Annotated in this window: 23 protein-coding genes and 1 pseudogene; 16 read left to right on the plus strand and 8 right to left on the minus strand. The window is 34.6% G+C overall.

From position 1 onward, the window contains the following. The first annotated feature begins 40 nt into the window (after positions 1 to 40). A complete protein-coding gene (locus tag IQI_RS13640; protein ID WP_064093214.1) occupies positions 41 to 502 on the plus strand; it encodes an NUDIX hydrolase in 462 nt (153 codons plus the stop codon). Positions 503 to 586: 84 nt separating this feature from the next. Here IQI_RS13640 and IQI_RS20655 read toward each other — a convergent pair whose 3' ends face one another. Continuing rightward, positions 587 to 754 (minus strand): hypothetical protein, encoded by a 168-nt coding sequence (locus IQI_RS20655; protein WP_156509906.1) that lies wholly within the window; start codon positions 752 to 754, stop codon positions 587 to 589. A gap of 598 nt (positions 755 to 1,352) precedes the next feature. On the opposite strand from IQI_RS20655, the gene IQI_RS21185 reads away from it, so the two are divergent. The 3 genes from IQI_RS21185 to IQI_RS13650 are packed head-to-tail and all read left to right on the plus strand — an operon-like array spanning position 1,353 to position 3,601. After that, on the plus strand, positions 1,353 to 1,478 hold the full coding sequence (locus tag IQI_RS21185; RefSeq protein ID WP_268874494.1) for a hypothetical protein: 126 nt from the start codon (positions 1,353 to 1,355) through the stop codon (positions 1,476 to 1,478). A gap of 30 nt (positions 1,479 to 1,508) precedes the next feature. Further along, complete coding sequence (locus tag IQI_RS13645; RefSeq protein WP_064093215.1) at positions 1,509 to 2,189, plus strand: response regulator transcription factor; 681 nt, start codon at positions 1,509 to 1,511, stop codon at positions 2,187 to 2,189. After that, complete coding sequence (locus IQI_RS13650) at positions 2,186 to 3,601, plus strand: sensor histidine kinase (protein WP_064093216.1); 1,416 nt, start codon at positions 2,186 to 2,188, stop codon at positions 3,599 to 3,601. The genes IQI_RS13645 and IQI_RS13650 overlap by 4 nt, the downstream gene beginning before the upstream one ends. 53 nt (positions 3,602 to 3,654) lie before the next feature. Here IQI_RS13650 and IQI_RS13655 read toward each other — a convergent pair whose 3' ends face one another. Then, positions 3,655 to 4,149 (minus strand): Hsp20/alpha crystallin family protein, encoded by a 495-nt coding sequence (locus IQI_RS13655; RefSeq protein WP_064093217.1) that lies wholly within the window; start codon positions 4,147 to 4,149, stop codon positions 3,655 to 3,657. A 562-nt stretch (positions 4,150 to 4,711) separates the two neighbouring features. Here IQI_RS13655 and IQI_RS13660 point away from each other — a divergent pair. After that, entirely contained in the window at positions 4,712 to 7,561 is a 2,850-nt protein-coding gene (locus IQI_RS13660; RefSeq protein ID WP_064093218.1) for a 2-oxoglutarate dehydrogenase E1 component, read from the plus strand. A 19-nt stretch (positions 7,562 to 7,580) separates the two neighbouring features. Continuing rightward, a complete protein-coding gene (gene odhB, locus IQI_RS13665; RefSeq protein ID WP_064093219.1) occupies positions 7,581 to 8,828 on the plus strand; it encodes a 2-oxoglutarate dehydrogenase complex dihydrolipoyllysine-residue succinyltransferase in 1,248 nt (415 codons plus the stop codon). A 440-nt stretch (positions 8,829 to 9,268) separates the two neighbouring features. Here odhB and sda read toward each other — a convergent pair whose 3' ends face one another. Then, positions 9,269 to 9,403 carry a sporulation histidine kinase inhibitor Sda gene (gene sda, locus IQI_RS13670; RefSeq protein WP_064093220.1) on the minus strand — a complete coding sequence of 45 codons (135 nt, stop codon included), beginning with the start codon at positions 9,401 to 9,403 and terminating at the stop codon, positions 9,269 to 9,271. 368 nt (positions 9,404 to 9,771) lie between these two features. On the opposite strand from sda, the gene IQI_RS13675 reads away from it, so the two are divergent. The 3 genes from IQI_RS13675 to IQI_RS13685 all read left to right on the plus strand — a co-directional run bounded on the left by IQI_RS13675 (position 9,772) and on the right by IQI_RS13685 (position 13,728). After that, positions 9,772 to 11,415, plus strand: coding sequence for an AMP-binding protein (locus IQI_RS13675; protein WP_064093863.1), 1,644 nt, complete (start codon positions 9,772 to 9,774; stop codon positions 11,413 to 11,415). A 553-nt stretch (positions 11,416 to 11,968) separates the two neighbouring features. Beyond that, positions 11,969 to 12,838, plus strand: a complete 870-nt coding sequence (locus IQI_RS13680) for a gamma-glutamylcyclotransferase (protein ID WP_064093221.1) — start codon at positions 11,969 to 11,971, stop codon at positions 12,836 to 12,838. A 263-nt stretch (positions 12,839 to 13,101) separates the two neighbouring features. After that, entirely contained in the window at positions 13,102 to 13,728 is a 627-nt protein-coding gene (locus IQI_RS13685) for a DedA family protein (protein ID WP_064093222.1), read from the plus strand. A gap of 37 nt (positions 13,729 to 13,765) precedes the next feature. Here the strand turns inward: IQI_RS13685 and IQI_RS13690 are convergent, their stop codons facing one another. Both IQI_RS13690 and IQI_RS13695 read right to left on the minus strand, forming a co-directional pair. Then, a complete protein-coding gene (locus IQI_RS13690; protein WP_064093223.1) occupies positions 13,766 to 14,125 on the minus strand; it encodes a hypothetical protein in 360 nt (119 codons plus the stop codon). 164 nt (positions 14,126 to 14,289) lie between these two features. After that, a pseudogene (locus IQI_RS13695) lies at positions 14,290 to 14,496 on the minus strand (zinc ribbon domain-containing protein). A 157-nt stretch (positions 14,497 to 14,653) separates the two neighbouring features. On the opposite strand from IQI_RS13695, the gene IQI_RS13700 reads away from it, so the two are divergent. From IQI_RS13700 to IQI_RS13720, 6 genes are all read left to right on the plus strand, one after another. After that, entirely contained in the window at positions 14,654 to 14,857 is a 204-nt protein-coding gene (locus IQI_RS13700) for a DUF6501 family protein (RefSeq protein WP_064093224.1), read from the plus strand. 82 nt (positions 14,858 to 14,939) lie between these two features. Then, positions 14,940 to 15,845: a GNAT family N-acetyltransferase gene (locus IQI_RS13705; protein ID WP_197489753.1), complete on the plus strand. Its 906-nt coding sequence runs from the start codon at positions 14,940 to 14,942 to the stop codon at positions 15,843 to 15,845. A 327-nt stretch (positions 15,846 to 16,172) separates the two neighbouring features. Further along, on the plus strand, positions 16,173 to 17,054 hold the full coding sequence (locus IQI_RS13710; RefSeq protein ID WP_064093226.1) for an ATP-binding protein: 882 nt from the start codon (positions 16,173 to 16,175) through the stop codon (positions 17,052 to 17,054). 10 nt (positions 17,055 to 17,064) lie between these two features. Beyond that, complete coding sequence (locus IQI_RS13715) at positions 17,065 to 18,987, plus strand: vWA domain-containing protein (RefSeq protein ID WP_064093227.1); 1,923 nt, start codon at positions 17,065 to 17,067, stop codon at positions 18,985 to 18,987. Positions 18,988 to 19,247: 260 nt separating this feature from the next. Further along, on the plus strand, positions 19,248 to 19,382 hold the full coding sequence (locus IQI_RS21190) for a hypothetical protein (RefSeq protein ID WP_268874495.1): 135 nt from the start codon (positions 19,248 to 19,250) through the stop codon (positions 19,380 to 19,382). Positions 19,383 to 19,654: 272 nt separating this feature from the next. Continuing rightward, positions 19,655 to 21,229 carry a cation:proton antiporter gene (locus tag IQI_RS13720; protein ID WP_156509908.1) on the plus strand — a complete coding sequence of 525 codons (1,575 nt, stop codon included), beginning with the start codon at positions 19,655 to 19,657 and terminating at the stop codon, positions 21,227 to 21,229. A 25-nt stretch (positions 21,230 to 21,254) separates the two neighbouring features. On the opposite strand, the gene IQI_RS13725 is transcribed toward IQI_RS13720, so the two are convergent. Continuing rightward, positions 21,255 to 22,388 (minus strand): toxic anion resistance protein, encoded by a 1,134-nt coding sequence (locus tag IQI_RS13725; RefSeq protein WP_064093228.1) that lies wholly within the window; start codon positions 22,386 to 22,388, stop codon positions 21,255 to 21,257. 18 nt (positions 22,389 to 22,406) lie between these two features. Further along, positions 22,407 to 23,036, minus strand: a complete 630-nt coding sequence (locus tag IQI_RS13730; protein ID WP_064093229.1) for a 5-bromo-4-chloroindolyl phosphate hydrolysis family protein — start codon at positions 23,034 to 23,036, stop codon at positions 22,407 to 22,409. Between the two features lie 278 nt (positions 23,037 to 23,314). Here IQI_RS13730 and IQI_RS13735 point away from each other — a divergent pair, with 278 nt between their 5' ends. Continuing rightward, positions 23,315 to 24,493: a D-alanyl-D-alanine carboxypeptidase family protein gene (locus IQI_RS13735; RefSeq protein WP_064093230.1), complete on the plus strand. Its 1,179-nt coding sequence runs from the start codon at positions 23,315 to 23,317 to the stop codon at positions 24,491 to 24,493. 39 nt (positions 24,494 to 24,532) lie between these two features. Here the strand turns inward: IQI_RS13735 and yidC are convergent, their stop codons facing one another. Continuing rightward, on the minus strand, positions 24,533 to 25,297 hold the full coding sequence (yidC, locus tag IQI_RS13740; protein ID WP_064093231.1) for a membrane protein insertase YidC: 765 nt from the start codon (positions 25,295 to 25,297) through the stop codon (positions 24,533 to 24,535). Positions 25,298 to 25,397 lie beyond the last annotated feature (100 nt).

Consider the following 25,397-nt stretch of genomic DNA (forward strand, 5'->3'; position numbering starts at 1 on the left):
TCAGTATAATAGATTAGATTAATAGAAAGGAGGAATGTAAATGGACATTGTATTTAAGAATCATAAAAATGTTTTTAATTACAGAGTAGTAGCAGTTTGGCTGGAAAAGAATCATGTTCTCTTACATAAGGAAACAGAAGATACACATTGGTCCCTCCCTGGAGGTAGAGTAGCTATGGGAGAAGAATCAATCTCCAGTTTAAAAAGAGAGATGATGGAAGAACTTGGAGTAAAAGTTAACATAAAGAACCTATTGTTAATTAATGAAAACTTTTTTTCGTTGAAATCATTGGATTTCCATGAAATAGGTCTATATTATGAGGTTACCACAGATACAAACCCTATTTTTAAAAAGGGACCATTTTACGGGTTAGAAGGAGAGCGCTTAGTCTATCAATGGTTTCCTGTAAAAGAAATTACGGACCTTGAGCTATACCCACAAGAAATTAAAGAAATGATATTAAATAAACCTGAAGTAACTCAACACTTAGTTTCTAAATAAAAATAGGCCTTTGTCTAATGAAAATAGACAGAGGCTTCATGATATATTGTATATTGTTCAGTATTCTTTTGAAGACAAGAGAACTTAAGAGGCTAAAATCTTTAATTTTACTTTTTGATAAATAGACTTTACCTTCCCTTGTTCCTTAACTTCTTGACCGGCAATAACTTTTTTTCTTAAGTAATAGTAAATACTTTCTTCTGCGATGATCAATAGAATAAACAAAGAAATAATAACTATTCCAACCATCATATGTACATCCCCTTTCTTAAGAAAATCAACCTTACATTTATATGGTTATAGTTACCACTTAATGCAAGAAAATAAACCTATTATGTGATTGGAAAAGGACATTTTTATCATGGAAGTGTAGAATGGGGCAGAGAAACAAAAAAAGCTCATTTCATAAGGAATGTTGTTACAAAGTAGTATTTGATTGCAGTGGAAATTAACGTTCTCTCATGAGTTTTTAAAAATTTCTTCTAAAATAAAAGCATTAATTTATTAGATAGGGTTATTTGATTGTCATCTCTGGTCTCCAACGGTTCCAACTCCTTGAATGCTTCTTACAAAAATGATAGGTAAATATAAATTAGTACCTTATATCGAAGCACAACCACATAACATTCCCCCAGAAATTTCTATCGGACAGTGTCTTTTTTTTATGTATTTCAGCTCATTCTGTTTTGTACGATTATATTTTTTACATTATGTTTAATTCATACGACACAATAAGTTTACTTTAATTTTATTATGTAAACTGATTTTCTTATTGAAATCTTTACTTTTTCTCATTAGATTTTAATGTACATAAAGGAAAATAATTGTATCGAAAAGGGGAGGCGTTAACATGTGGATTCGCTTAATTCCTATCTTATTTTTTAGTGCAACTGCAGTAATATTGATGACATATCAAGGGATTGAGATTTCTCAAGCCTTATATGATTTTATTTTCCAGAAAAGTAAACTAAAATAAGTCATAAAAGAGTAAATAGTAGGTGACAGTGTGAAACGAATCTTAGTTATAGAAGATGAGAAAAACCTTTCGCGTTTTATAGAATTGGAATTGAAATATGAAGGATATGACCTTGAATTAGCATTTGATGGTCGAGAAGGCTTAGAGCTAGCATTGAATCATGAATGGGATGTAATATTGCTGGATTTAATGTTACCGGGTTTGAATGGTCTTGAGGTATGCAGGAGAGTTAGGCAGACAAAGGATACTCCTATTTTGATGATTACAGCTAGAGATAGTGTGATGGATCGTGTTTCTGGTCTCGATAGCGGAGCAGATGATTACATTGTTAAGCCATTCGCAATTGAAGAACTGCTGGCAAGATTAAGGGCCGTTTTCCGACGTTCAATTCATGAAGAGTCTTCGACAAAAGTAACAACGCTTGAATACCGTGATTTAACTGTTAAAAAGGAATCAAGACAGGTCTTAAAGCATCAAGAAGAAATTGACCTAACGAAAAGAGAATATGATCTATTACTTGCTTTTTTAGAGAATATTAACATTGTGTTAACGAGGGAAGTACTTTTAAATAAAGTGTGGGGTTATGACACAGAGGTTGAAACAAATGTGGTAGATGTTTATGTAAGGTATTTGCGCAACAAGATTGATTCAGTCGGAGAGGATAGCTATATACAGACTGTTCGAGGCACTGGTTATGTGATGAGGTCATGAAAAAATGGATTGAAAAAATAAAACCATCTTCCCTGAAATTTAAATGGGCTTTAGCTGCAGGCTCAGCAATATTTTTAGCTTTCTTTATATTTAGTTTTATTCAGTATCATGCCATTAGTAAATGGATGATTGAAGAAGAAGAAAATAATTTCAGCAGAGTTTTGGATGAAATTACGGTTTTCTTTAAACAAAGAGGACCGAATATTGGTCTTCAAGATATTTACGATAGTAGAGACCTGATGAAGCAAATTGCTGAAAAAGATCAATCAATAAGAATTTTGGATCGCAAGGGGACTCAAGTTTTGGAATTAAGAGGTGAAAGGGAGGCAGCTTTTTATTATCCTTTTCAACCTGTTCAAGAAAAAGTCGTTGCACTAATAGAGTCACAGAACAAAAATTTGCTCATTGGTAGAGCTCCAATAAAATCAAGTCAATTTAATGGATATGTAGAGATCATTCAACCGCTAAATCGGTATGAAAAAATAATGAAAAATTTATTTTGGATGATGAGCATCATCGGCTTTGTGGCCTTATTTATTAGTGCTTTAATTGGATACCTTATGGCAAGAAGCTTTGTGAAACCACTTAACAAACTTTCTGGAATTATGCGTTCCATTGAAAGAAAAGGATTTCATGAAAGAGTAGAGAATATAAAAGCCCATGACGAGATAAGTGAACTATCACAGATATTTAATAAAATGATGGCTCAAATCGAGAAATCTTTTCAACAGCAGCAACAATTTGTTGAGGATGCTTCTCATGAGTTAAGAACGCCAATACAAATTCTAGAAGGACATTTAGCTTTATTAAACCGCTGGGGAAAAAAAGATCCAACGATTTTAGAAGAATCATTACAGGTTTCATTAGAAGAGCTTGAAAGAGTTAAGAGACTAGTTGGTGAGCTATTAGAGTTGTCTAGGGCCGATAGGGAGCAGTATGATTTTCATAATTCCAAAGCTAATAGTAAAGAAATAGTAACGAAAGTTCTAAAAGACTTTATTTTTCTACATGAAGAATATACCTTTACATGTGAAGATAAAACAGATAAAAATACGTATGTAATGATTATGTCTAGACATCTTGAACAGATATTGATTATTCTATTAGATAATGCGGTTAAATATTCCGACCCGAATTCTAAAATCAGAATTTCTCTTCAAGAAACACCGGATGAGGTTGTGATTGATGTTAGTGATGAGGGAATCGGTGTTCCTGATGATGATCTATCAAGAATATTCGATCGGTTCTACCGAGTAGACAAGGCAAGAAGCCGGGATAAAGGCGGTTATGGCCTTGGTTTAGCTATAGCGTCTAAAATTATTAATAATTATAACGGAAAAATCGAAGCATTTAAAAACCAACCTAAAGGTTTGACGATACGGATTATTTTAAATAAAATAAATGACCTATAGCTTCTTTCTTTTCTAAAATAGCCACAATCTTAACCGAGTCTAAAATAGACGTCTCAGTATCGTTCTGAGACGTCTATTTCTGTATATTGCATATCAATACTTTTGGGTATCTTCAATTCAAGGATGCCATCCTTGTATTGAGCTACGGCTCCCTTTTTCTTCACTAATGCAGGAAGAGTAATGACCTGTCTATCACCGACCTCTGGAATATTCTCAATAATGGCTTGGTTTGATGTGTGAAAAATCCGAAGCTGTTTCATCCACTCTTCATTAGTTATTTGCAGTCGGAGAAAGACATCCTCAAACGTTTCAAAAATATTGGTAGGAATTTTATGTGAGGGGGTATCCTTTGCTGATTGCTGATTATTAGAATGGGTAAAGGATTGTGCACCTTTCATTGTATCATTAGGATTCATCATTCCTTCCCATCCGTTTGGAAACATATTTTTCATCATACTTTGAATATATGAATCAATTTCCTTTGGGTTCATGGAATTCATTTTATCCTTCATATCTTTATTAAATGGGAATAAGTTCCACGGGAACATGTGAATCACCTCACTTTAAACTGTTTGAAAACGAGTCGGAAGAATGATGGTAATTAGAGGAGTCCATTACCGGGGGTCAGGATGATACATTCTATGCAAAAGAAAGTATATGGGTTCACATCATCATTTGCTGCATTCTCATATCATCATACGTCTCTAATACTTGAAAAATATTAAAAATAGTAAAAAATCAAAAAAAATATTTGGTTTTTTTTAGTAACAGTAGTAAGATGGTTTATGAAAAAAACACCCATGAGTTGGGATCCAGGAAGGTGAATAAGAAAACGCTTAATGAAAAAAGTTATTTCAGAATAGTCTATTAAAAATAGGTTTTTTTATATTTTATTATGGGAATATAAGTTAATGACACCTTTATTCCGAAATTTTAAGAAATTTGTCATAAAGACTTTATATTACTACTTCACAGTGATAAAATGTCCTTGTAAGCGTTTTAATGTTTAGCGAATTACTATTCTTACATAATGATAATTAACTGATCACCTGTAAGGATACATGATACCCAAATTATACTAACTGGCAAATAAGTTGGAGGTTTTTCACAATGAAAAAGCAATCGACATATAAAGGGGAGCCTTGGCAATCCTTTTATGGACCAAACCTTGGATATGTAATGGAGGTTTATGAACAATTCTTGGAGGATCCTTCAGAGGTTGATCCAGAGTTAAAAGAATTATTTGAGCAATGGGGACCTCCTACTGCCGAAGATATTCAAGTAATGGTTAATGCACAACATACAGATTCATCCTTTACATTACCTGCTCAACCCACTGCGTTGAGTAAAATGGTGGCGGCAGTTAAATTAGCAGATAATATACGTACATATGGCCATTTAGCAGCTGATATTAATCCACTTAACGATAGAAACAAAGATACCAGAAGAATTGAATTATCTGAGTTTAACTTAACAGAAGAAGATTTAAAAAAGATTCCTGTAGATTTCTTATGTCCAAATGCGCCTTCACATATAAAAGACGGTTTGCAAGCAATTGAACATCTTAAGCAAGTTTATACAAATAAACTTGCATTCGAATATGCTCATGTTCATGAGCTTGAAGAGAAAAATTGGTTAAGAGAGAAGATTGAATCAGGTTCTTATTTTCCTGAGCGATCGAAGGAACAAAAGATATCATTATTAAAACGATTAGCCGAAGTTGATGGCTTTGAAAAATATATCCACCGCACTTTTGTTGGACAAAAACGCTTTTCTATTGAAGGTTTAGATACAATGGTTCCTTTATTAGATGAGTTAGTACGCTATTCTGTCGAATCAGGAGCGAAGACCATAAACATAGGAATGGCACATCGTGGACGACTAAATGTTTTAGCTCATGTAATTGGAAAACCTTATGAAATGATCTTTGCTGAATTCCAGCATGCCCCTAGTAAAGATTTAATTCCATCTGAGGGTTCAATCGGTATCACGTACGGTTGGACAGGGGATGTTAAGTATCATTTAGGTGCTGATCGTGAAATTGCTCCTCAACAGTCTACTACAGCGAGAGCAAGAGTAACCTTGGCCAATAACCCTAGTCATTTAGAAGTTGTAAGCCCTATTGTTGCTGGATATACACGTGCAGCTCAAGAAGTACGTGAAGACAGAGGGTACCCGAAACAATCACCTGAGTCCTCTTATGCAGTTATGATTCATGGTGATGCAGCATTCCCTGGTCAAGGGGTAGTGGCAGAAACCTTGAACATGAGTCAGCTTAGAGGCTATAACACAGGTGGATCGATTCATCTTATTGCCAACAATATGATTGGTTTTACTACGGAAAGTCGGGATTCTAGGTCGACTAAATATGCATCAGATACTGCAAAAGGGTTTGAGGTTCCAATTGTTCATGTTAATGCAGACGATCCTGAAGCGTGTTTAGCTGCAGCCGTCCTAGCCTATGAATATCGTAAAACATTTGGAAAAGACTTTGTGATTGATTTAATTGGTTATCGCCGCTTTGGTCATAATGAAATGGATGAACCAATGGTGACAAATCCGTTAATGTATTCAGTAATTCAAAATCATCCGAATGTTAAAAAACTATATTCTGAAAAATTAATTTCAGAAGGTATTGTTTCACAAGAAGATGTTGATAAGATGGATTCTGAAATTGAAAATGAACTTAAATCAGCATATGAGAAGGTTCCTGCAAAAGATGAGGATCCAGATACAGTACTTGCTCCACCAGAAGATGTAGCCAATGGTTTACCTGACATTAACACGTCTGTTGAATTTAATAAGCTACAAAGCTTAAATAGCGAGCTTTTAAAATGGCCAGAAGGCTTTAACGTATTTAAGAAGCTGGATCGTATTCTTCAAAGACGGAGTCAAGTATTTGAAGGAAAAGGGAAAATTGATTGGGCACATGCAGAGACCCTGGCTTTTGCTTCTATTTTAAAGGATGGAACACCTATTCGTCTTACTGGTCAAGATTCTGAACGTGGAACATTTGCTCAACGTCATCTTGTTTTACATGATGAAAAAACAGGGGACGAACATATACCATTACACAATCTTGATGATAGTCATGCTTCATTTGTTGTTCATAATAGTCCACTTACAGAAACAGCTGTAGTTGGATATGAGTATGGGTACAATGTATTTGCTCCTGAGACATTAGTTTTGTGGGAAGCTCAATTTGGTGATTTTTCCAATATGGCACAAGTAATGTTCGATCAATTTATCTCGGCTGGAAGAGCAAAATGGGGACAGAAAACGGGTCTTGTCATGCTGTTGCCCCATGGGTATGAAGGCCAAGGTCCTGAGCATTCAAGTGCACGCTTAGAGCGTTTCTTACAATTGGGTGGAGAATACAATTGGACAGTTGCTAATTGTTCTACATCAGGTCAATATTTCCATATTTTAAGACGTCAAGCAGCGATTCTTCAAAAAGAAGAGGTTCGTCCGCTGGTTATTATGACTCCAAAAAGTTTATTGAGAAATCAGTTTGCTTCTGTAACAGCAGAGGAGTTAGCAAATGGGGAATTTCATTCAGTTCTAGAGCAAAAAGGCCTTGGAGATAAACATAAAGAAGTAGAACGAATTGTTTTATGCAGTGGAAAGATAGCGATTGATCTTGAAGAAAAACTTCAAAACATGGATAAAACCGATTGGTTACACATCTTACGTGTAGAGGAAATCTATCCGTTCCCGTCAGGAGATATCTCTTCCATCCTTGAAAGATATTCTAACTTGAAAGAAATTCTATGGATTCAAGAAGAGCCTAAGAATATGGGAGCTTGGACTTTTGCAGAGCCAAGGTTAAGAGATCTGGCCCCTGAGGGTGTTGAAGTACATTATGTTGGTCGCCGAAGACGTTCAAGCCCGTCCGAAGGAGAACCAACGGTACACAAAAAAGAGCAAGCAAGAATCATAAACGAAGCACTAACTCGATAAGAAAGAGGAGGACATCATAGTGGCAGAAATTAAAGTTCCAGAATTGGCAGAATCAATTACAGAAGGTACGATTGCTCAGTGGTTAAAGCAACCAGGTGATTATGTTGAAAAAGGCGAGTATATCGTTGAACTTGAAACAGATAAAGTAAATGTGGAAGTTATCTCAGAAGAAGCAGGTACTATTCAAGAACTAAAGGCAGATGAGGGCGACACTGTTGAGGTTGGTCAAGTTATTGCCATTGTAGGTGCAGGTGGAGAAGCTCCTAAATCTACTGAAACAAAAGAAGAGAAGAAAGAGGAAACTTCTACTCCTAGTCAAGAAGAGAAGAAAGAAGAAAGTACTCCTCAAGAAGATACATCTACAAATGATAAGAAAAATCGTCCTATTGCGTCACCGGCTGCTCGTAAGCTAGCTCGTGAGAAAGGTATCGATCTTTCTGAAGTACCAACTGATCCACTTGGTCGTGTACGCAAACAAGATATTGAAGCATACAGCAATAAGCCAGCAGCACCTTCTAAACCAGCAGCTGAAGAGAAAAAAGCTCCAGCTAAAAAGAATGATGGAAAACCTGTTGAGCGTGAAAAAATGTCTCGTCGTCGTCAAACGATTGCGAAACGATTAGTTGAAGTTCAACAAACTGCAGCAATGCTTACGACATTTAACGAAATTGATATGTCGGCTGTCATGGAACTACGTAAACGTAAAAAAGATAAATTCTTTGATGATCATGATGTGAGATTAGGCTTTATGAGTTTCTTTACAAAGGCTGTAGTAGCAGCTCTTAAGAAATTCCCATATGTAAATGCTGAAATTGATGGTGATGAAATTGTATTGAAAAAGTTTTATGACGTTGGTGTAGCAGTTTCTACCGAAGATGGATTAGTGGTACCAATCGTTCGTGATTGCGAGCGTAAAAACTTTGCAGAAATAGAAGGTGAAATTGTTGAGTTAGCTACTAAAGCTCGAAACAATAAACTTTCTCTTGGTGATCTACAAGGGGGTTCTTTCACCATCACAAACGGTGGAGTGTTTGGATCTTTACTATCTACACCAATTCTAAACGGACCACAAGTAGGAATTTTAGGAATGCACAAAATACAACTACGACCAGTGGCTATTGATAAAGACACGATGGAAAACCGTCCTATGATGTATATTGCCTTATCGTATGACCATAGAATTATTGATGGTAAAGAAGCGGTTGGTTTCCTTGCGATGGTGAAGGATTTACTTGAAAATCCTGAAGATTTACTTCTGGAAGGCTAATCGTTCTATACGCTTTCTTATTGAATAATGATAGATGAATGGATAGCTGATATACTGCTCTTTGGGCATGTATATCAGCTTTTTTTTTCACCATTTTTTCCTAACAACATAAAATATGAGTAAGTAAAATAAAGTTTGCTGAGTGAAACTTTAGGACAAAAGATAGGAGGGGAGTTTGAGTATGTACCATTCAAAAAAAGTTATGCACTACTCTTACTTGTTTCATAAGATGGGAATAATAGACGATCAGCAATATCAAAAAATAAAAGATTTTTACCATAACAAAGTGTGTCGGTGAAAAATTTAAACGTAAATACTGACATCCTGTTCGTAAAAGTGAGAAAAAAAAGACAGACTCAAAATCGATGAGTCTGTCAAAACAACGTTTGATCTCAGGGGGGTGAGATATACAAGGTATTAAAATTTCTTTATTTCCAATGTCACGATTTCCTAAAAGGTTTTAATCCTCTGGTACGAATTTCTTTCTTTAAAAGCAGAATCCAGTCTTGATCATTCCCTTGTTTCTCAGCATCACGATAAGCTGCAACTAACTGTTCATTACTCAAGATTTTCATGACCTACCTCCTAGGAAATGTTTAAAATATAGAATTTTCTATATTTTCTATATATTCTACATACAAATACTCCATTTGAAAAGAGTTTTTTAGAATTTACTTCTAAAGTAGGATTTTAAATGATTTTGTAGAAAAAGGTTTAATAAAGTGTGATTATGTCAAAAAAATATAATTGAACTAGTATTGTATTTCATCATCTCTACAAATTAAAAAATACGAACTGAAAATTATCAATTTAATAGTTTGAATATTTTAATTTTTGTGATAATATTACACGCAAGAGTGACTATCAAAGCACTTTACATATGAAGCTTTTTCACACCTGATTAAAATAACAACGTTCAAAGGGGGATTATATCTTGACAGAGATTTTAAATGTTACAGTGGGTGAGTTACTTGAAGAAAAGGCGCGCATTCAACCAAATCAAGAAGCAGTCGTTTATTCAGATAGAGGGTTGAGATGGACGTATGATGAATTTAATCAAAAATGTAGAAAAGCTGCGAAAGGTTTAATGAAATTAGGGATTAATAAAGGAGACCACATTGCCATTTGGGCTTCGAACACTCCTGAATGGTTAATAAGTCAGTTTTCGACTGGTAAAATGGGTGCTGTATTAGTGACGGTCAATACGAACTATCGAACAGCTGAGTTAGAATACTTATTGAAACAATCAGATAGCAGTACAATTATTCTGATGGAACAATTTAAAGACGCGTCGTATATAGATATGCTCAATGAAATTTGCCCGGAATTAAAGTCTTCAAAACCAGGGGAATTAAATAGCTCTAAGCTCCCTTATTTGAAAAATGTCATTGTATTAGGTGAGAATAATTATCCAGGTACATATAGTTGGGACGATATTATGAAATTAGGTGAGGATGTTTCCGAAGTTGAATTAAATGAACGAGCAAACAGTTTATCGTCTCAAGATGTGATCAATATGCAATATACTTCAGGAACAACAGGATTTCCTAAAGGGGTTATGCTAACCCATTCAAATATTGTGAATAATGCTTACAATATTGCTAATTGCATGAGGTTATCCAATGAGGACCGATTATGCATTCCCGTACCATTCTTCCATTGTTTCGGGTGTGTATTAGGTACACTTGCATGTGTTTCAGTAGGTGCCACAATGGTACCTCTACAGGAATTCAATCCAAAAGAAGTGCTAAGAGTAGTCCAAGATGAAAAGTGTACCGGATTACATGGGGTACCAACGATGTTTATTGCTGAATTAAATCATCCTGACTTTGAGCGTTATAACCTAAGTAACTTGAGAACAGGGATTATGGCTGGGAGCAATTGCCCAATTGAAGTGATGAAAGGAGTAATGGAGAAAATGGGTGCTGATGAAATTACCATTGCTTATGGTCAAACAGAATCTTCCCCTGTTATTACTCAAACTCGTACTCACGATCCGATCGAATTAAAGGTTCAAACTGTAGGTAGAGCACTGCCAAATGTAAATGTGAAAATCGTTGAACCTGGAACGAGTAAGGAAGTACCTTATGGAGTGCAAGGGGAGCTATGCACGAAAGGGTATCATGTTATGAAGGGGTATTATAAAAATGAAGTAGCAACGGATTCAGCTATAGACACTGAAGGGTGGCTTCATACAGGTGACTTGGCTGTCATGGATGAACATGGTTATTGTAGAATTACAGGTAGATTGAAAGATATGATTATCCGTGGTGGGGAAAATATTTACCCTCGAGAGATTGAAGAGTTTTTATATTCTCATCCTAAAGTTCTTGATGTTCAGGTGATTGGGATCCCTGATGAGGTATATGGAGAAGAAGTAATGGCTTGGATCATCTTAAAAGAAGGTCAATGTGCAACGGTTGATGAAATCAAAGCATATTGTACAGGTAAAATATCTCGTCATAAAATACCGAGGTATATAGAATTCACTGATGCTTATCCTATGACAGCCTCTGGAAAAATCCAGAAATTTCGATTGAGGGAGCAGGCAAAACAGGAAGCTCTAGTGAATAACAGAGAAAAATGAAAACGCTTAACTTTAAAACTACCCTTTGACCATAAAGAGTAGTTTGTAACTGTGAACTATCATTAGAAATGTCCTGTTATTTGATGCAGGGCATTTTATATTTTTAAGGTTTAAAATGTGAGTAAAGTATATTAAAGATGATTTCAAAATAGAATTTTTGTAATTGTACACAAATACACGGATAAATCCAGGAAGCTAATGGATAATTTTAAATTGTCAGGGATAAATCAAACCATTCAATGGATAACTTTGCTCTCACAAAACAAGATCCAGATAAAATGTCTTTACTAATGAAAATCAATAGGATAATTAAAAACAGAAAACGATTATAAGACTTTTTTTGATTAGCCTTAATAAAATAAGGAGAAACTCGTCAATGACATGTCTTTTAAGTCTGAAACGATACTGATATAAATTTTTAAAAAGGAAATAATACGATTCAAGAGTAGATTAACTGAAAGGTCAGAATATTTCTGTTAAAATATAATAATACTAATTGGATTAGATTAATTTGACAATAAATATATTATGTAAACACAAGGAGAGTAAGAATATGTACGTTTTTGTTTATGGCTCTTTAAGAAGAAATGAGAGCAACCATGCTTTGTTAAAAGAAGCAGAACTCATATATGAACAATCATGGGTGCGAGGAACACTATATGATACAAAGAGGGGATATCCAGCACTAAAAGAAGGCAATGGCAGGGTCTATGGCGAAGTATATAAGATCAACTCTAAAATTCTACCAACTTTAGATAATTTGGAAGGGTATTTAGAGAATCAATTAGACAATCTATATACTCGTAAACTAATAGAAGTTCAGACAGACTCAGGATTACTCGAAGCCTATGTGTACTATGCTAAAAGTGAAGATATGCTTCAAGAAGAGATTGTTTCAGGAGATTGGAAAGTCCATCGGTTTATCAAGGAAAAACCTGATCAAATCCTTTATTTCGCTTATGGGTCTTGCATGGATGATGAACGATTTAAACTTGCTGAAGTCGACCATCATTTTAATAACTGTCTTGGGGCAGGGCACTTAAAAGGGTATTCTATGAAGTATTTATTTAAAGTGCATGACGGTGGTCGTGGAGATATTATTGAAGACGGTGGATCAATGGAGGGACTGGTCTACCAAGTACCTCAAGAAGCTGTGGAATACTTATTCAGGCGTGAAGGTGTAGGACCTGGATGGTATAGGGCTGCATTTGTAGACATTTCAATCGCAGAAAAAGTGTATAAAGATGTATTAACGTTTATTGTTAAAGATAAGTTTGAAGAAACTTGTCCTCCTGATCATTACGCAAAAGAGATCCTTAGGGGCAGTCTGCCATATGTTAGCTCTAAGTACCATGAAAACTTACAAAATCATTTAGTTGAAATAGGAATGACAGCTGACCAAGTAAAGGGTTTATTGGATTGAGTTTCAATGGAGGGAGATAAAGTTTTTTAAAAAAGCACCATCAACTTTATGAATCCTAAGTAAAATAATCTAAAGGAACAAACATAGCCAACATTTCTAAATGGTTTCCTTTTGCTCAATATAGGGTATTTAATCAAGGAATGATTAACAAAAGTTACACATAAAGAATAATAATAAGAGATAATGATGAAAAATGTGCAATATCCTATTTTGAAAAACCCATATAGTAGGGTAACAGTCGTTCTCTTGAAAAGAGGTGCTTTATGGAGTTTTTACTTCATTTAGTTGATCAATTTGGTTACATTGCCATGTTTTTATTTAGTTGGATCGTTTTCTTGGGATTGCCTGTTCCTAACGAATTAGCAGCAGCTTTCTCGGGATATCTTTCCGAATGGAGACACTTCAATCCGTATACTTCGTTTATTTTTATGTATAGTGGATTGGTTAGTTACGGAATCTTTGGATTTATCGTGGGGAAATATTTTGGAACGAAGTTACTCTATAAATATTTTAAAGGGAAGAAAACAAGAAATATGGTTACGAATGGAGAGAAGTGGATTGAAAAATACGGTCTGCTTGCCATCTCTTTTAGTTACTTTATTCCAGGGATTCGTTTATTTATGCCATACATCGCAGGAACCTCTAAAGGGATTTCTCTTCTTAAATTTCTTCTTTATGCACTTCCTTCTGCCTTTGCCTGGGCAACTATCTATTTTCAAATAGGGCGTTTATTCCCAAGGAGCTTTCAAACTCTTATAGAAGAATTAAGTGTTAAGGCAGGAATCATTTTTTCAGTAGTGCTCCTAATGGTGTTTCTATACAGTTTAATTAATAAATTGAATAAGAAGACCAATCATGGGATGAGAGTTAGATATAGAAAAATAAAATAGACTGTTTAAAAGAAATTGGTTCTTTTAAACAGTCTATTTAACTTTGATTTATTTGTTTTTCGTCTTTAATAATTGTAAAGTACTTTCCAAATACACCTATTGCTTTAATTGTTGTCCTCGTCCCATCTTCATCCTCATATATTTTGCCGATTGTATTAAACAATAAATAATCATTTTTAATATTAGAGCCAGTTTCTATAACAGATGAAAAGGAGTGATCGTTTAACTCTTTTTTACAAGTGAGGTTTCCTTTACATTCTATTTGGTATGTATCCTGCAGCCATAAATAAAATTGTTCTTCGCTGGGACGGTGTGTACACATATAAAATACAATTGGTAATGCCAGGATGATTGTGAAAACCTTAATGAATTTCTTCATTTTATTACGACCTTTCAAATAAATGTCTCCTATAATATACCATATGTTATGACATAAATAGACAACATTTTTAAAACTCCTACTATTGTAATAGAAATAAATGCACTATATACATATAAGGGAATAGGCGAGTAACAATAAAGTATATATAAGTATCAGACGCCATTCCCTAATAGATTAGATTAGCCCAAAAATAAATCTAAAATATTTGAGCCCATCGAACTTTGTTTATTGTACAATTCACAGTAACCACAATTTTAACAGAAAACAACGACAAACTTATTGTGCTGCACATCAAACATCTTTGATAGGCCAGTTCCAGAAGTAGAAATCTCTTTTGTTCCAGCATCTCTGCTACCACATTTCATGCAACCTTTTTCTTGAGTCATTATTTACATCATCCTTTCTCCTCGTTATTAATACATACGAATAAGGATAAAATTGGTTTCAATGCTTTTCACCTTTTTGTTTGTAGTTGAACTAAAAGCCGTGTAAGAATATACTTATATCATGGTCAAATACTAATTATTTGTAGGAGGGACAAAATTGATACATAAAACATGGACAGAAAAAAGTACTGAAAAAAAAATAAAGTGTGTACATACGAATGCAAAAAAATATACAGTTGAAAACGTTCTTACAGTTGGAAAGGTGTATGAAGTGAAAAACGAATCAGAAGAATACTACTTCGTGATTGATGAAAGCGGGAAAATGGGAGGCTTCTACAAAGAATACTTTGAAGAAGTATAGAACAAAGACTATGCTGATTTCTTCATTATTACAAATGAAGAAATCAGCATTTTTATACACCAGAAAACTAAGGGAGATAGGAATGGAGCATAAATACTTAAAAAAACCAGTTGGGAAAGATGACTTACGAACATTAGTTGAACTATTTAAAGACTATGAAATCAAGGTCTATGGAGAAGTTCAATCAAGCGAAGATGATATTAATGAAATTCTCACATCTATTCCAGAAAGCGATCGTAAGGGGCTTTGGCATAACGATAGGTTAGTAGCTGTTTCCATTTTAACTGAAAAAGATCATCGATTACCCTCATTATTACTTTCCAGACCTACTGAATTAATGGAAATATATTTGAAAGAATTGATGGGGGATTTGATTTCTTCTGCAAGAAACAAAAAAGAACATGTGGCAGAAGAAAAGACCATTGTTTTATCTGCAAATCTCGACAGTGAAAGAAAAACATTTGAAGATTGCGGGTTTATTCCAACTCGCTACTGGTTTCAAATGAACAAGGAACTTCAACATATACAAATACCAAGAATAGATCCCGATTTCCTGATAAAGACTTTTAATCCTCTTAAAGAATCAAATGAGCTTCATGAGGTATTTGAAGAGGTATTTTCAGACCATTTTGACTATCATCCTACAAGTTTAGAGAAATTTAAAGAGCGATTTAATAGGCATTCTTTTGATCCAAATCTTTGGTTTTTACTAAAAAAAGACTGTGAAATAATTGGATTCATTTTGTGTTCTATTAACAATGAAACGAAAATTGCTGAAATTTCACATCTTGGTGTACGTAAACTGTGGAGGAAAAAGGGTTTTGCCAATTTCATACTTCAATATGCATTTTCTGTTTTAAAAGAAAAGAATATGAAATCAGTTGCTCTTTCAGTGGATAGTGATAGCTATACTGATGCGACAATCGTATATGAAAAAGCAGGTATGACTGTGTCCCGTGGATTTACACGCTATGATTTAACCGTTTAAAACACCCAAAAGTAATATTTGGGTGTTTTTTTGGTCCTGGAGATTGATGTTTACATTGGATCCTTCACAAGGCTCGCTTCCCGTCGTCAGGCGGTGGGAATCCCCCTGGGCCTCAACATCTAGCCTAGCTGGTTGAGAGAGCCATTAAGAGGATTATGTTATAATACAGCAATCTTTTCGAAGTAGGTCTTTCATAAAGAATATTGTTCTATATTATGAGTTCTAAGCAAGAGAAATATGAAGAAAAATAGCATTCCCTTTGCAGAAAGACATCTATTACATGTAGAATGTCTCTAGTAGATGAAATGGAAAGGAAGTTTTAAACAGATGAATTTTGAAATAGATCTACCTGAAAAGGTTACACATATAGTAAAGGAACGTAGAAACCAATTTAGTTCGACAGAGCAGGCTTATTTAATTGGAGAAGGGGGTTACACGTCTAGTCAGGACTTCATCATTGAAGATAGTATTATTGCTTTAACGATGGGGAAGAACGTTTTACTCAAAGGTCCAACGGGATCTGGGAAAACGAAACTTTCAGATACATTATCATCAATCCTTTCCCAGCCTATGCATAGTATAAACTGTTCTGTTGATTTGGACGCAGAAGCGCTTCTTGGCTATAAAACTATCAGCGAGCATGGTGGGAAAAATACGATTGAATTTATAGAAGGACCAGTCATTCAAGCAATGAAAAAAGGTCATTTACTTTATATAGATGAAATCAATATGGCAAAACCTGAAACCTTACCTATTCTAAACGGGGTTCTAGATTATAGAAGAAGCATTACCAATCCGTTTACTGGAGAAGTTGTAAAAGCTGCGCCTACATTTGGTGTCATTGCTGCAATTAATGAGGGCTATGTGGGGACGGTCCCTATGAATGAAGCATTAAAGAATCGCTTTGTAGTTGTTGATGTCCCATATATTAGTGGGGAAACATTAAAAACAGTTATTCAAAGTCAAAGTTTGTTAGAAGATCAAACGATAATTGACCGGTTTGTAGAGCTTTCGTCAGATTTATTAATACAAGTGAAGAATGGTCAAGTTTCTGAAGAGGCAGCATCCATACGTGCTTTATTAGATGCTTGTGATCTTGCGGTATATTTACCTGCAAAACGTGCCATTCAACGTGGAATTATTGAGAAGTTAGAAGATGAACGAGAAAAAGCAGCAATTCAAAATATAGCAGAAACATTATTTGAATGAGGGAAAAATAATGCAGCGATTTATTCAATTTAATGATGAAACTATTGATTCTTTCCTGTTTATGGAGATGTCAGACTTAGCGAAGACATTAACCAGAAATGGTGCAATGACTGTAAAGTATGGTCCGTTTTCTTATCTTGACGTGAAAGAAGAGACGGTTTTCATAAGCCACTTTTGGGATCATCGCAAAAGAGAAGAAGAAGTAAATGGATTAAAGAGTGATGTTTTCTTAAGAACAATTGGTAATCTTAAGGAAACAAATAGTGATGAAATTGTAAAGTATATTGATAAAGTGAAAAACACATCTGTTCCGCGTTTTGCTAAACAACTATTTGTTATTGGTGAAGATTTACGGTTAGAGGAAATTTGCAAAAAGAAACGTCCAGGAACAAAAAAATCATTTGCGATTAGAAGGGAATTGTATCGACAACATTTCCAAGCCCAGTTAAATGTGAATTTAACAAAAAGTGTATTTACAGATTCTCTCTTCAATAGTATATTTCTTCTTCTAAATGCCCAATCTCCTCTAGAAGAACCAGTTAGTATTAATGAAGAAATCGATTTAGCCATGCCATATATAAAAGGGCAAATTTCTCGATTTTATGAAACGAAAACAACAGAGGATGTATCCATAGTCTGTATGGGAATTGTTGAAGTAGTAGACGAAATTGTAAAAAGAGATATGTTAAATGAATATTTTCATTTACCAGAGGATGTTTATGGAAAGGCAGATTCACCTGTTGATTCTTTTGAAGATTTAAAGAGAAAAGATCCATTAGCAAATCAAGATGTCTTGGAGGAAGAGAGCACGGGTGAAGAAGAGGTAATGGATGAAGAATTTCGGACTTGGCACCGTGAAACAAGTGATAAGGGGGAATCCTTTCTTCAATTTGATTTGGACCAGGGTTCTCAGTCGGATCTTATGGGTGAAGGGGTTCGAGAAGGTGACGATGGAGATCAGGCCCTGGCTATGGTACAAGGGTCTGCAAAAGAGACTGAACAGGAACAGTATCAAAATGTAAAGGCAGAGGAGCAGGAACATGATGATCGGAAAGGTGGAGGGGAAAGTGAGTACGGCAGAGACAACCGATTTGCTGTTCCACATATTATTTCACCAACTGTCCCAACTGCTGAGGAAAAGAAGTCTTATCAAAGTAATAAACTTCTTATTGCTCCATATCAGAAGAAGTTGCAAAAAATGATTGAAAAAACGTTAGAGCATAAACGAATTCAGCCTCGAAGTGATTTACACTTTGGCCGATTAAACAAAAAGCTATTACGCTTTATAACGGATGATAATCCTAGACTATTTTATAAGAAGCAAAACCCTTCCTCTGAAATAGATGCTGTATTTTCGCTACTTGTGGACTGTTCAGGGTCTATGTTTGACAAGATGGATCAAACTAAGCTAGGAATTACCTTATTTCACGAGTCCTTAAAGTCTGTCCGAGTACCTCATGAGGTTGTAGGTTTCTGGGAGGATACAAATAAGGCAACAAAAACAATTCAACCTAATTATTTAAATCCTGTGTTAGATTTTTATTCATCATTAATACCATCGAGTGGTTCAGAAATCATGCAACTTCAACCGGAAGAGGACAATAGAGATGGTTTTGCTATAAGGTTGATGGTTGAAAGAATTTTAAAAAGAAATGAAAAACAAAAGTTCTTACTCGTATTTTCTGATGGTGAACCTGCCGCAATGGACTACGAGCAAAATGGTATTGTGGATACTCATGAAGCCGTTTTGGATGCGAGAAAGCAAGGAATTGAAGTAATAAATGTATTTTTAGCAAATGGTGAAATCGACGAGGGTCAGAGAAAAACGATACAAAACATTTATGGCAATTACAGCATTTTAGTATCAGATGTTGAAGAACTCCCTGAAGTGTTATTCCCTTTGCTACGTAAATTACTATACAAAAGTATTTAATGAAAAATTAAACGATCACACTAAGAATGGTGTGATCGTTTTTCGTTTACCTTATATTTACTATTTCATTTGGATATTTTTAATTAATTCAATAGCAGTTGCACCAATTAGGTGAAAACAGCTTGGTGATGATAAGACGTTAACCAGGAGGGATGAAAGAAAATCAGCCCTAAGTCTGATAGAAAATCCATCATCCTTATCATTCAACGAATGGATTTCTGTCATAACATAAGAGTAACAAATCAAAGGGGTTGAAACATATGACGAACTTGTCAGAAATGGATGCTTATTTTCAAGAATATCGACACTATAATCAAAAAGTAAATCAATATGGTTGGAAACAAGAAAAAGTGAAGTTTAATAAAAGATTTTTTACTTGGATTTCGGTTAAATAGATGAATAAAAAGTTTTATCAAGTGAGGAAAAAAATGTATAATAAGTGTGAATGACTACTTTATTGTTATAGGTGAAGATGGTCATTCTTTTTTATTGTTTCGGTTTTTTCTAATAATGGGAAAAAGAATGCCATCAATTATTGAACTGGTTAATAATACGTAAGTTAATATTTATGAGATTGGAGGGTAGCTTAAGATGTAAAAGGGTATACCATTCTTCAGGATCAGTTTTCAAAAAATTGATATGGATTACATATATAGGGGGTATTAGAGTGCACGAGCTAGACATGCATCATATTTTTGAACTAGGGCTTATCTTAGTGATGATTGCAGCAGGTATTACAGCAATTGCTAAAAAATTTAAGCAGCCTTATCCTATCGCTCTTGTAATTGTTGGAGCACTGATTGGTTTGTTTAATATTCCAGTTTTGGAACCCCTTAAGGAGTTTATTACTGAGGGTGAAGTTTTCAATTTCGTTATTATTACTTTATTTTTGCCTGCTTTATTAGGAGAGGCAGCATTAAAATTGCCATACACGCAATTAAGATCAAATAAGGAACCCATTCTTGCATTGGCATTTCTCGGTACTTTTATTTCTTTCTTAATTATTGGCTTTTCAGCTTATTATTTCTTTGATTTTCCTATACCAGCTGCATTTGTATTTGGGGCATTAATGAGTGCAACGGATCCAGTGAGCGTATTATCCATATTCAAAAGTGTTGGTGTAAAGAAAAGGCTTGCTGTCGTTATAGAAGGTGAAAGTTTATTTAATGATGGTCTAGCGGTCGTTTTATTTAATATTTCAGCCTATTATCTATTGTCATACATAGATGCTGGATGGGCTGGATTAGGTAGTGGATTATGGGAATTTATTCGAGTTGTATCCTTAGGGGTTATTATAGGAGGATCATTGGGGTACGCTTTTTCAATTTTAACGAAATATTTTGATGATTATCCTTTAGAAATTATTTTTAGTATTATTTTATTTTACGGTTCGTTCCTTCTTGCTGAAAGTGTTCATGCTTCTGGAGTTATTGCAGTTGTTATTGCAGCTCTTATCTTTGGAAATTATGGAGGAAAGATTGGAATGAGTCCGACTACTAAGTTGAATATCAGTAACTTTTGGGACGTAGCAGCATTACTTGCTAATTCACTCGTGTTTTTAATGGTAGGTCTTGAAATTACCCGAATCGATTTATTAGATAAATGGATGTTTATCTTAGGAGCAATCCCACTTGTCATTGTAGCACGAAGCATTGCAGTTTATACAAGTTTATCACTTATAGAAAACTTTCCTCATAAATGGAAACATATATTAAATTGGGGCGGACTAAAAGGGTCACTATCCATCGCCTTAGTCCTTAGTTTGCCGAGGGATTTCCCCGGAAGAGAAGAAGTACTGATTTTAGGATTTAGTGTTGTACTCTTTAGCTTGGTGGTACAAGGGCTAACCATTAAGCCATTAATTAATGTTTTAGGAGTTAAACCTAAAGAGGAAGGGCACGAGGAATTTGAAAAACTTCTTTCCCAACTACACAGATATGAAACGGCGATTTCTGAAATACATCGAGTTAAACAAAAGTTATATATAACGGATCCTGTCTCAAATGAACTAATCGATAAATATAAAAAGAGAATAGATATGCTCAAGGCTCAACTAGATGATCTGTTTGAAAGAAACCCTTCGCTAAAATCAGACCAAATTGCAAGTTTAAGAAAGCATGCATTGTATGCAGAGTATGATGCCATCATAAAGCTTGAAAAAGAAGAAATAATTACAAGCACCATTGCAGAGAAAGAATTTGAAGCGATAACAGATGCCATAGTAAATAACGATGATAAGTAAAAAAGAGATGCCATGGCATCTCTTTTTATTTTTTGAATTGTAGTAACTTTTGCTTCAATTCCTCTTCCATTGTAACCATTTCTTGTTCAGCCTGATAACGCTTTTGGCGTCCCTCTGCTTGAATGGCAAGGGTTTCTTCAATTGTAGCAATCAGGTTTTCTTGAGTCTTTTTTAACGTATCAATATCGATAATCCCGCGTTCATTTTCTTTGGCTGTTTCAATACTGTTTGTTTTTAACATTTCCGAATTCTTTAGAAGCAACTCATTTGTTGTACGAGAAACCTGCTTTTGAGCAGAAACAGCTTTTTGTTGATTGATCAGCGTAAGAGCGATGGCGATTTGATTTTTCCATAGAGGAATTGCAGTAAGAACAGATGCCTGGATTTTTTCTGCTAAGGCTTGATTAGTATTTTGAATTAAACGAATTTGAGGTGCTGATTGAATGGTCATCTGCCTGCTTAATTTCAAATCATGAATCCGTTTCTCTAATCTGTCAACGAATTGCATCGTATCATTTACTTCTTGGTAAATTAAATCATCCTCAGTTTCTTCTGCCTTTTTCCTAAGAGAAGGGAGAAGGGTTTGTTGAATTTCCTCTCGTTTATATTCCGCAGCAGCAATATAAATATTTAAGGCTTTAAAATAATCTTTATTTTTGTCATAGAGAGACTCTAATGAGCGATTATCATCCAGAAGCGTTTTTTTAGACTGTTCTAGTCGAACGGAAATCCGATCAATTTGGGAACCGATTTTTTGGTATTTTGACAACACTTCTTGTAGGGAAGAAGAGACTTTGCGAAACATCTTTTTAAAGAATCCTTTTTGCTTAGCATTCAATTCATCAGGGTTCATTTGTTCAAGCTTTTTCATTAAATCGCCTAAAACATCTCCGATTGGTCCTATATCACGTTTTTGTACATGATCTAACATGGAATGAGAGAAATTTGATAATTGAGTTTGAGCATTTGTACCATACTTAAGAATGGCTTCATAATCTTTATAATCAATCTGCTCAGCTAATTGTTTTGCCTTGATTTGCTGTTCTTGAGGTAACCGGTCCAATAATAATGTAGATGGTCCTTTTACTGGAGGAAGCTCTTCATCAAACGGGTTTGAAAGCAGCTGATCGAGTTCATTTAATTCATTTCGTTGTTCCATAAATATCCCCCTAAAAAACTATTTTAAGTCTTTCTTCTGCGATATATGTTTATTCGCGAAATGTAATTCAAATTGCAGAGTGTCTACATCGCTGGCTAACACGTTTTGTAAATCATCTTCAAGTGAACGGGTGAGCTCATCGAGTGTGGTACGTGTTTGCTGCAGTGATAAAAAGGATTCTTTATTTTTACCCGGTTGAGAAGCGAGAAAGGTGTACTTTTCTGTTATCTCAACAACTGAATCTAAATGATAGTAAAAAAACGACTCTGCAGAATAATATCTCTTTGGTTCTTTTTTGACTAATTGAAAGATCCGTCTACTTAATCGATTAATATCTAAAATTTGTTTGAAAGCACCTAAAGACCTTACCTTTAGTTGTTGTTTTTGAAGTCGATTAATTTTCTCCTTCGCTTCTTTTAGATTTTTTTTAATATAACGAAATTCTTTTGAAGTAAGCCCGTTTTTATTTAGCCACAAACGAAATTGAATCCTTTTAATAATTAGATAAACAAGGACGCCTGTACTTAAGCTAATAAGAAGGGTTAGGAAAAAACCTAAGTCTACTCCTATTAAATAAACGAAAAAACTCGTTACTCCGAAACTGAACGATACAAAAGACCTAAATGAAAACTGTAGAAATGAACTCATACCATCTACCCCTTAATAAAGATACTTATAAGTATTACGTTCTAAATAAACAAAAAGTTTCATATCCCTATTCTTATTTTATTGCAAATTAGGTAGAAAGGGAAATACTGTTTTAATACTATTTCGTATAAGTAAAAGGGAAATGTATATATACTTTATGTCCTGTAAGGATTTTACTCTATTCTTTCATTTTCTTAACATTTAACACATTCATGATTAAAACAATTCGTTCTTTGATAGAATGATGATGTACATTGACAAGACAGGTGTGTGGTTATATGAAAAAATGGATAATGGCGTTGGTCATCCTTTTGGGAACTTCGTCTATTGCATCAGCAGAAGAAAAAAACATAGAAAAGCCTGAGGCTCTATTCAGCCAATCGGCTATAATAATAGATTCAAAAACGAATAGCGTACTTTTTTCAAAGAATGCCCATAAAAAAATGAATCCAGCTAGTATTACAAAGGTTGCCACTGCAATCTATGCACTTGAACATAGTAATGTACAGGATACCGTTACTATTAGTAAACATGCAACGGATACCGAAGGATCCACCGTTTTCTTGCTACCTGAAGAACAAGTAACATTAAACCAATTATTGCAAGGAATGATGATTAATTCCGGGAACGATGCAGCGGTTGCTATTGCAGAACATACAGAAGGCTCAGAGGTAAAATTCATGAATAAATTAAATGAATTTTTAATAGAAGAAGTGGGAGTGAAAAATACTCACTTTGAAAATCCCCATGGACTCTTTGGAGAAAACCACTATACTACTGCCTATGATATGGCGAAAATTACAAGTTACGCATTGAAAAACAAAGAGTTTCAAGAGCTTTTTGGAAAAAAATCTATGGATTGGTCATCAAAGGGGTGGGATACAACCCTTTATAATCATCATAAAATGGTTAAAGGTGAACTTCCATACCCTGAGGTAACGGGAGGAAAGAATGGTTATATCAATGAATCTAAACATACTCTTGTAACATCCGCTGAAAATGAAGAGCTTTCTATTGTGGTTGTAGCCTTAAAAGCTCAATCGAAAAAAGCAATATATTCAGATACAAAAGGCTTGTTAGATTATGGATTGAATAGCTTTACAGAGAGTTACATCCCAAAAGGTACTGTCTTTCAATATAAAGACAAATCATATAAGCTTAGTGAAAATTTCAATTACACTCAACCTATTAGTGGCAACATCACTGAAAAGCTAAATGCTGACGGTGAGTTAACCTTGTACAATCAAGATCATGAGAAGATATCATCCATTTATCTTAATGAAATGAAGAAGCAATCTAGCTTGAAGCAAGAAAGTACTCTCGCTTCAAGTGAAAAAGGATCAACCGTTCATAAAAACGATCTTCATTCACAAATTCTTTTTTATCCTTTCTTTTTATATATGATTATCCTACTCATAGCTGGAATAACAATTATCAGAAAAAAAGAATCATTGTAAATATAAAAGGGTGACCAAAAAAATTGGTCACCCTTTATTTTATAAGCTTTTCTCGACTGAGACTTGTGTTTGCTGATACAAAGATCTTCCGAGCATAGTTTGAAGAACTAAGAACAACCCTCCAACCGCCCAATATAAAGGTAATGCGGCTGGTGCGTTAAAAGAAAAAATTAGAATCATAATGGGCGAAAGGTAACTTACTATTTTCATTTGCGCTTGTTGTTCCTTTGGCATACCTATCAAGGAAACTTTGGATTGAATGAAATAAATAATCCCAGCCAGTACAGCCATGAAAATATCAGGCTGACCTAGATTGAACCAAAGAAATGTATGGCTTGCAATTTCAGTGGATGATCGAATGGCATAAAATAAACCAATCAAAATAGGTGTTTGAATAATTAAGGGTAAACAACCCATATTCAATGGATTCACTTGATGTTTCTGATAAAGAAACATCATTTCTTGCTGTAGTTTTTTTTGTTCCTCCTTATTTTTTGTTTCTTTTATCTTTTTTTGAATGTCAGTTAATTCAGGCTTTAAGTTTGCCATTTTCCCCTTCATTTCCTGCTGGTTTTTGTATGTCTTTAGCATAAATGGGAGGAGAGCAAGACGAATGAGCAACGTTATGATGATAATTGCTAGACCAAAGTTACCTCCTAAAAGAGTTCCAAGCTCGTGAATAACGTAAGTAAAAGGATTAACGAGAAAGTCATGGAAAAAGTTACCCTCCGTTGTTGCACTTTGACATCCTGAAACAATGAAACTTAAGAATATTAAGGTAATAAAAAGAGATATTTTCTTCAATTGTTTTCCTCCTCTGTTTCTCTTTGAATTCAGATAAACATTGAAGAGGGGATGTCTTCCTTATCATCATGATACAATTGCAGCTTTAATATCCTGCACA

The organism is Rossellomorea aquimaris TF-12 (assembly GCF_001648555.1).
GTDB lineage: Bacteria > Bacillota > Bacilli > Bacillales > Bacillaceae_B > Rossellomorea > Rossellomorea aquimaris.

Bases quoted from the DNA above. Each gene is read 5' to 3' on its own strand.
- IQI_RS21185 (WP_268874494.1), top strand. From the start codon at position 1,353: ATGTGGATTCGCTTAATTCCTATCTTATTTTTTAGTGCAACTGCAGTA.
- IQI_RS13710 (WP_064093226.1), top strand. From the start codon at position 16,173: ATGAATTTTGAAATAGATCTACCTGAAAAGGTTACACATATAGTAAAG.
- IQI_RS13640 (WP_064093214.1), top strand. From the start codon at position 41: ATGGACATTGTATTTAAGAATCATAAAAATGTTTTTAATTACAGAGTA.
- IQI_RS13660 (WP_064093218.1), top strand. From the start codon at position 4,712: ATGAAAAAGCAATCGACATATAAAGGGGAGCCTTGGCAATCCTTTTAT.
- sda (WP_064093220.1), bottom strand. From the start codon at position 9,403: ATGAAAATCTTGAGTAATGAACAGTTAGTTGCAGCTTATCGTGATGCT.
- IQI_RS13680 (WP_064093221.1), top strand. From the start codon at position 11,969: ATGTACGTTTTTGTTTATGGCTCTTTAAGAAGAAATGAGAGCAACCAT.
- IQI_RS13735 (WP_064093230.1), top strand. From the start codon at position 23,315: ATGAAAAAATGGATAATGGCGTTGGTCATCCTTTTGGGAACTTCGTCT.
- IQI_RS13655 (WP_064093217.1), bottom strand. From the start codon at position 4,149: ATGTTCCCGTGGAACTTATTCCCATTTAATAAAGATATGAAGGATAAA.
- IQI_RS13650 (WP_064093216.1), top strand. From the start codon at position 2,186: ATGAAAAAATGGATTGAAAAAATAAAACCATCTTCCCTGAAATTTAAA.
- IQI_RS13725 (WP_064093228.1), bottom strand. From the start codon at position 22,388: ATGGAACAACGAAATGAATTAAATGAACTCGATCAGCTGCTTTCAAAC.
- IQI_RS13705 (WP_197489753.1), top strand. From the start codon at position 14,940: ATGGAGCATAAATACTTAAAAAAACCAGTTGGGAAAGATGACTTACGA.
- IQI_RS21190 (WP_268874495.1), top strand. From the start codon at position 19,248: ATGACGAACTTGTCAGAAATGGATGCTTATTTTCAAGAATATCGACAC.
- IQI_RS13685 (WP_064093222.1), top strand. From the start codon at position 13,102: ATGGAGTTTTTACTTCATTTAGTTGATCAATTTGGTTACATTGCCATG.
- IQI_RS13730 (WP_064093229.1), bottom strand. From the start codon at position 23,036: ATGAGTTCATTTCTACAGTTTTCATTTAGGTCTTTTGTATCGTTCAGT.
- IQI_RS13715 (WP_064093227.1), top strand. From the start codon at position 17,065: ATGCAGCGATTTATTCAATTTAATGATGAAACTATTGATTCTTTCCTG.
- IQI_RS20655 (WP_156509906.1), bottom strand. From the start codon at position 754: ATGATGGTTGGAATAGTTATTATTTCTTTGTTTATTCTATTGATCATC.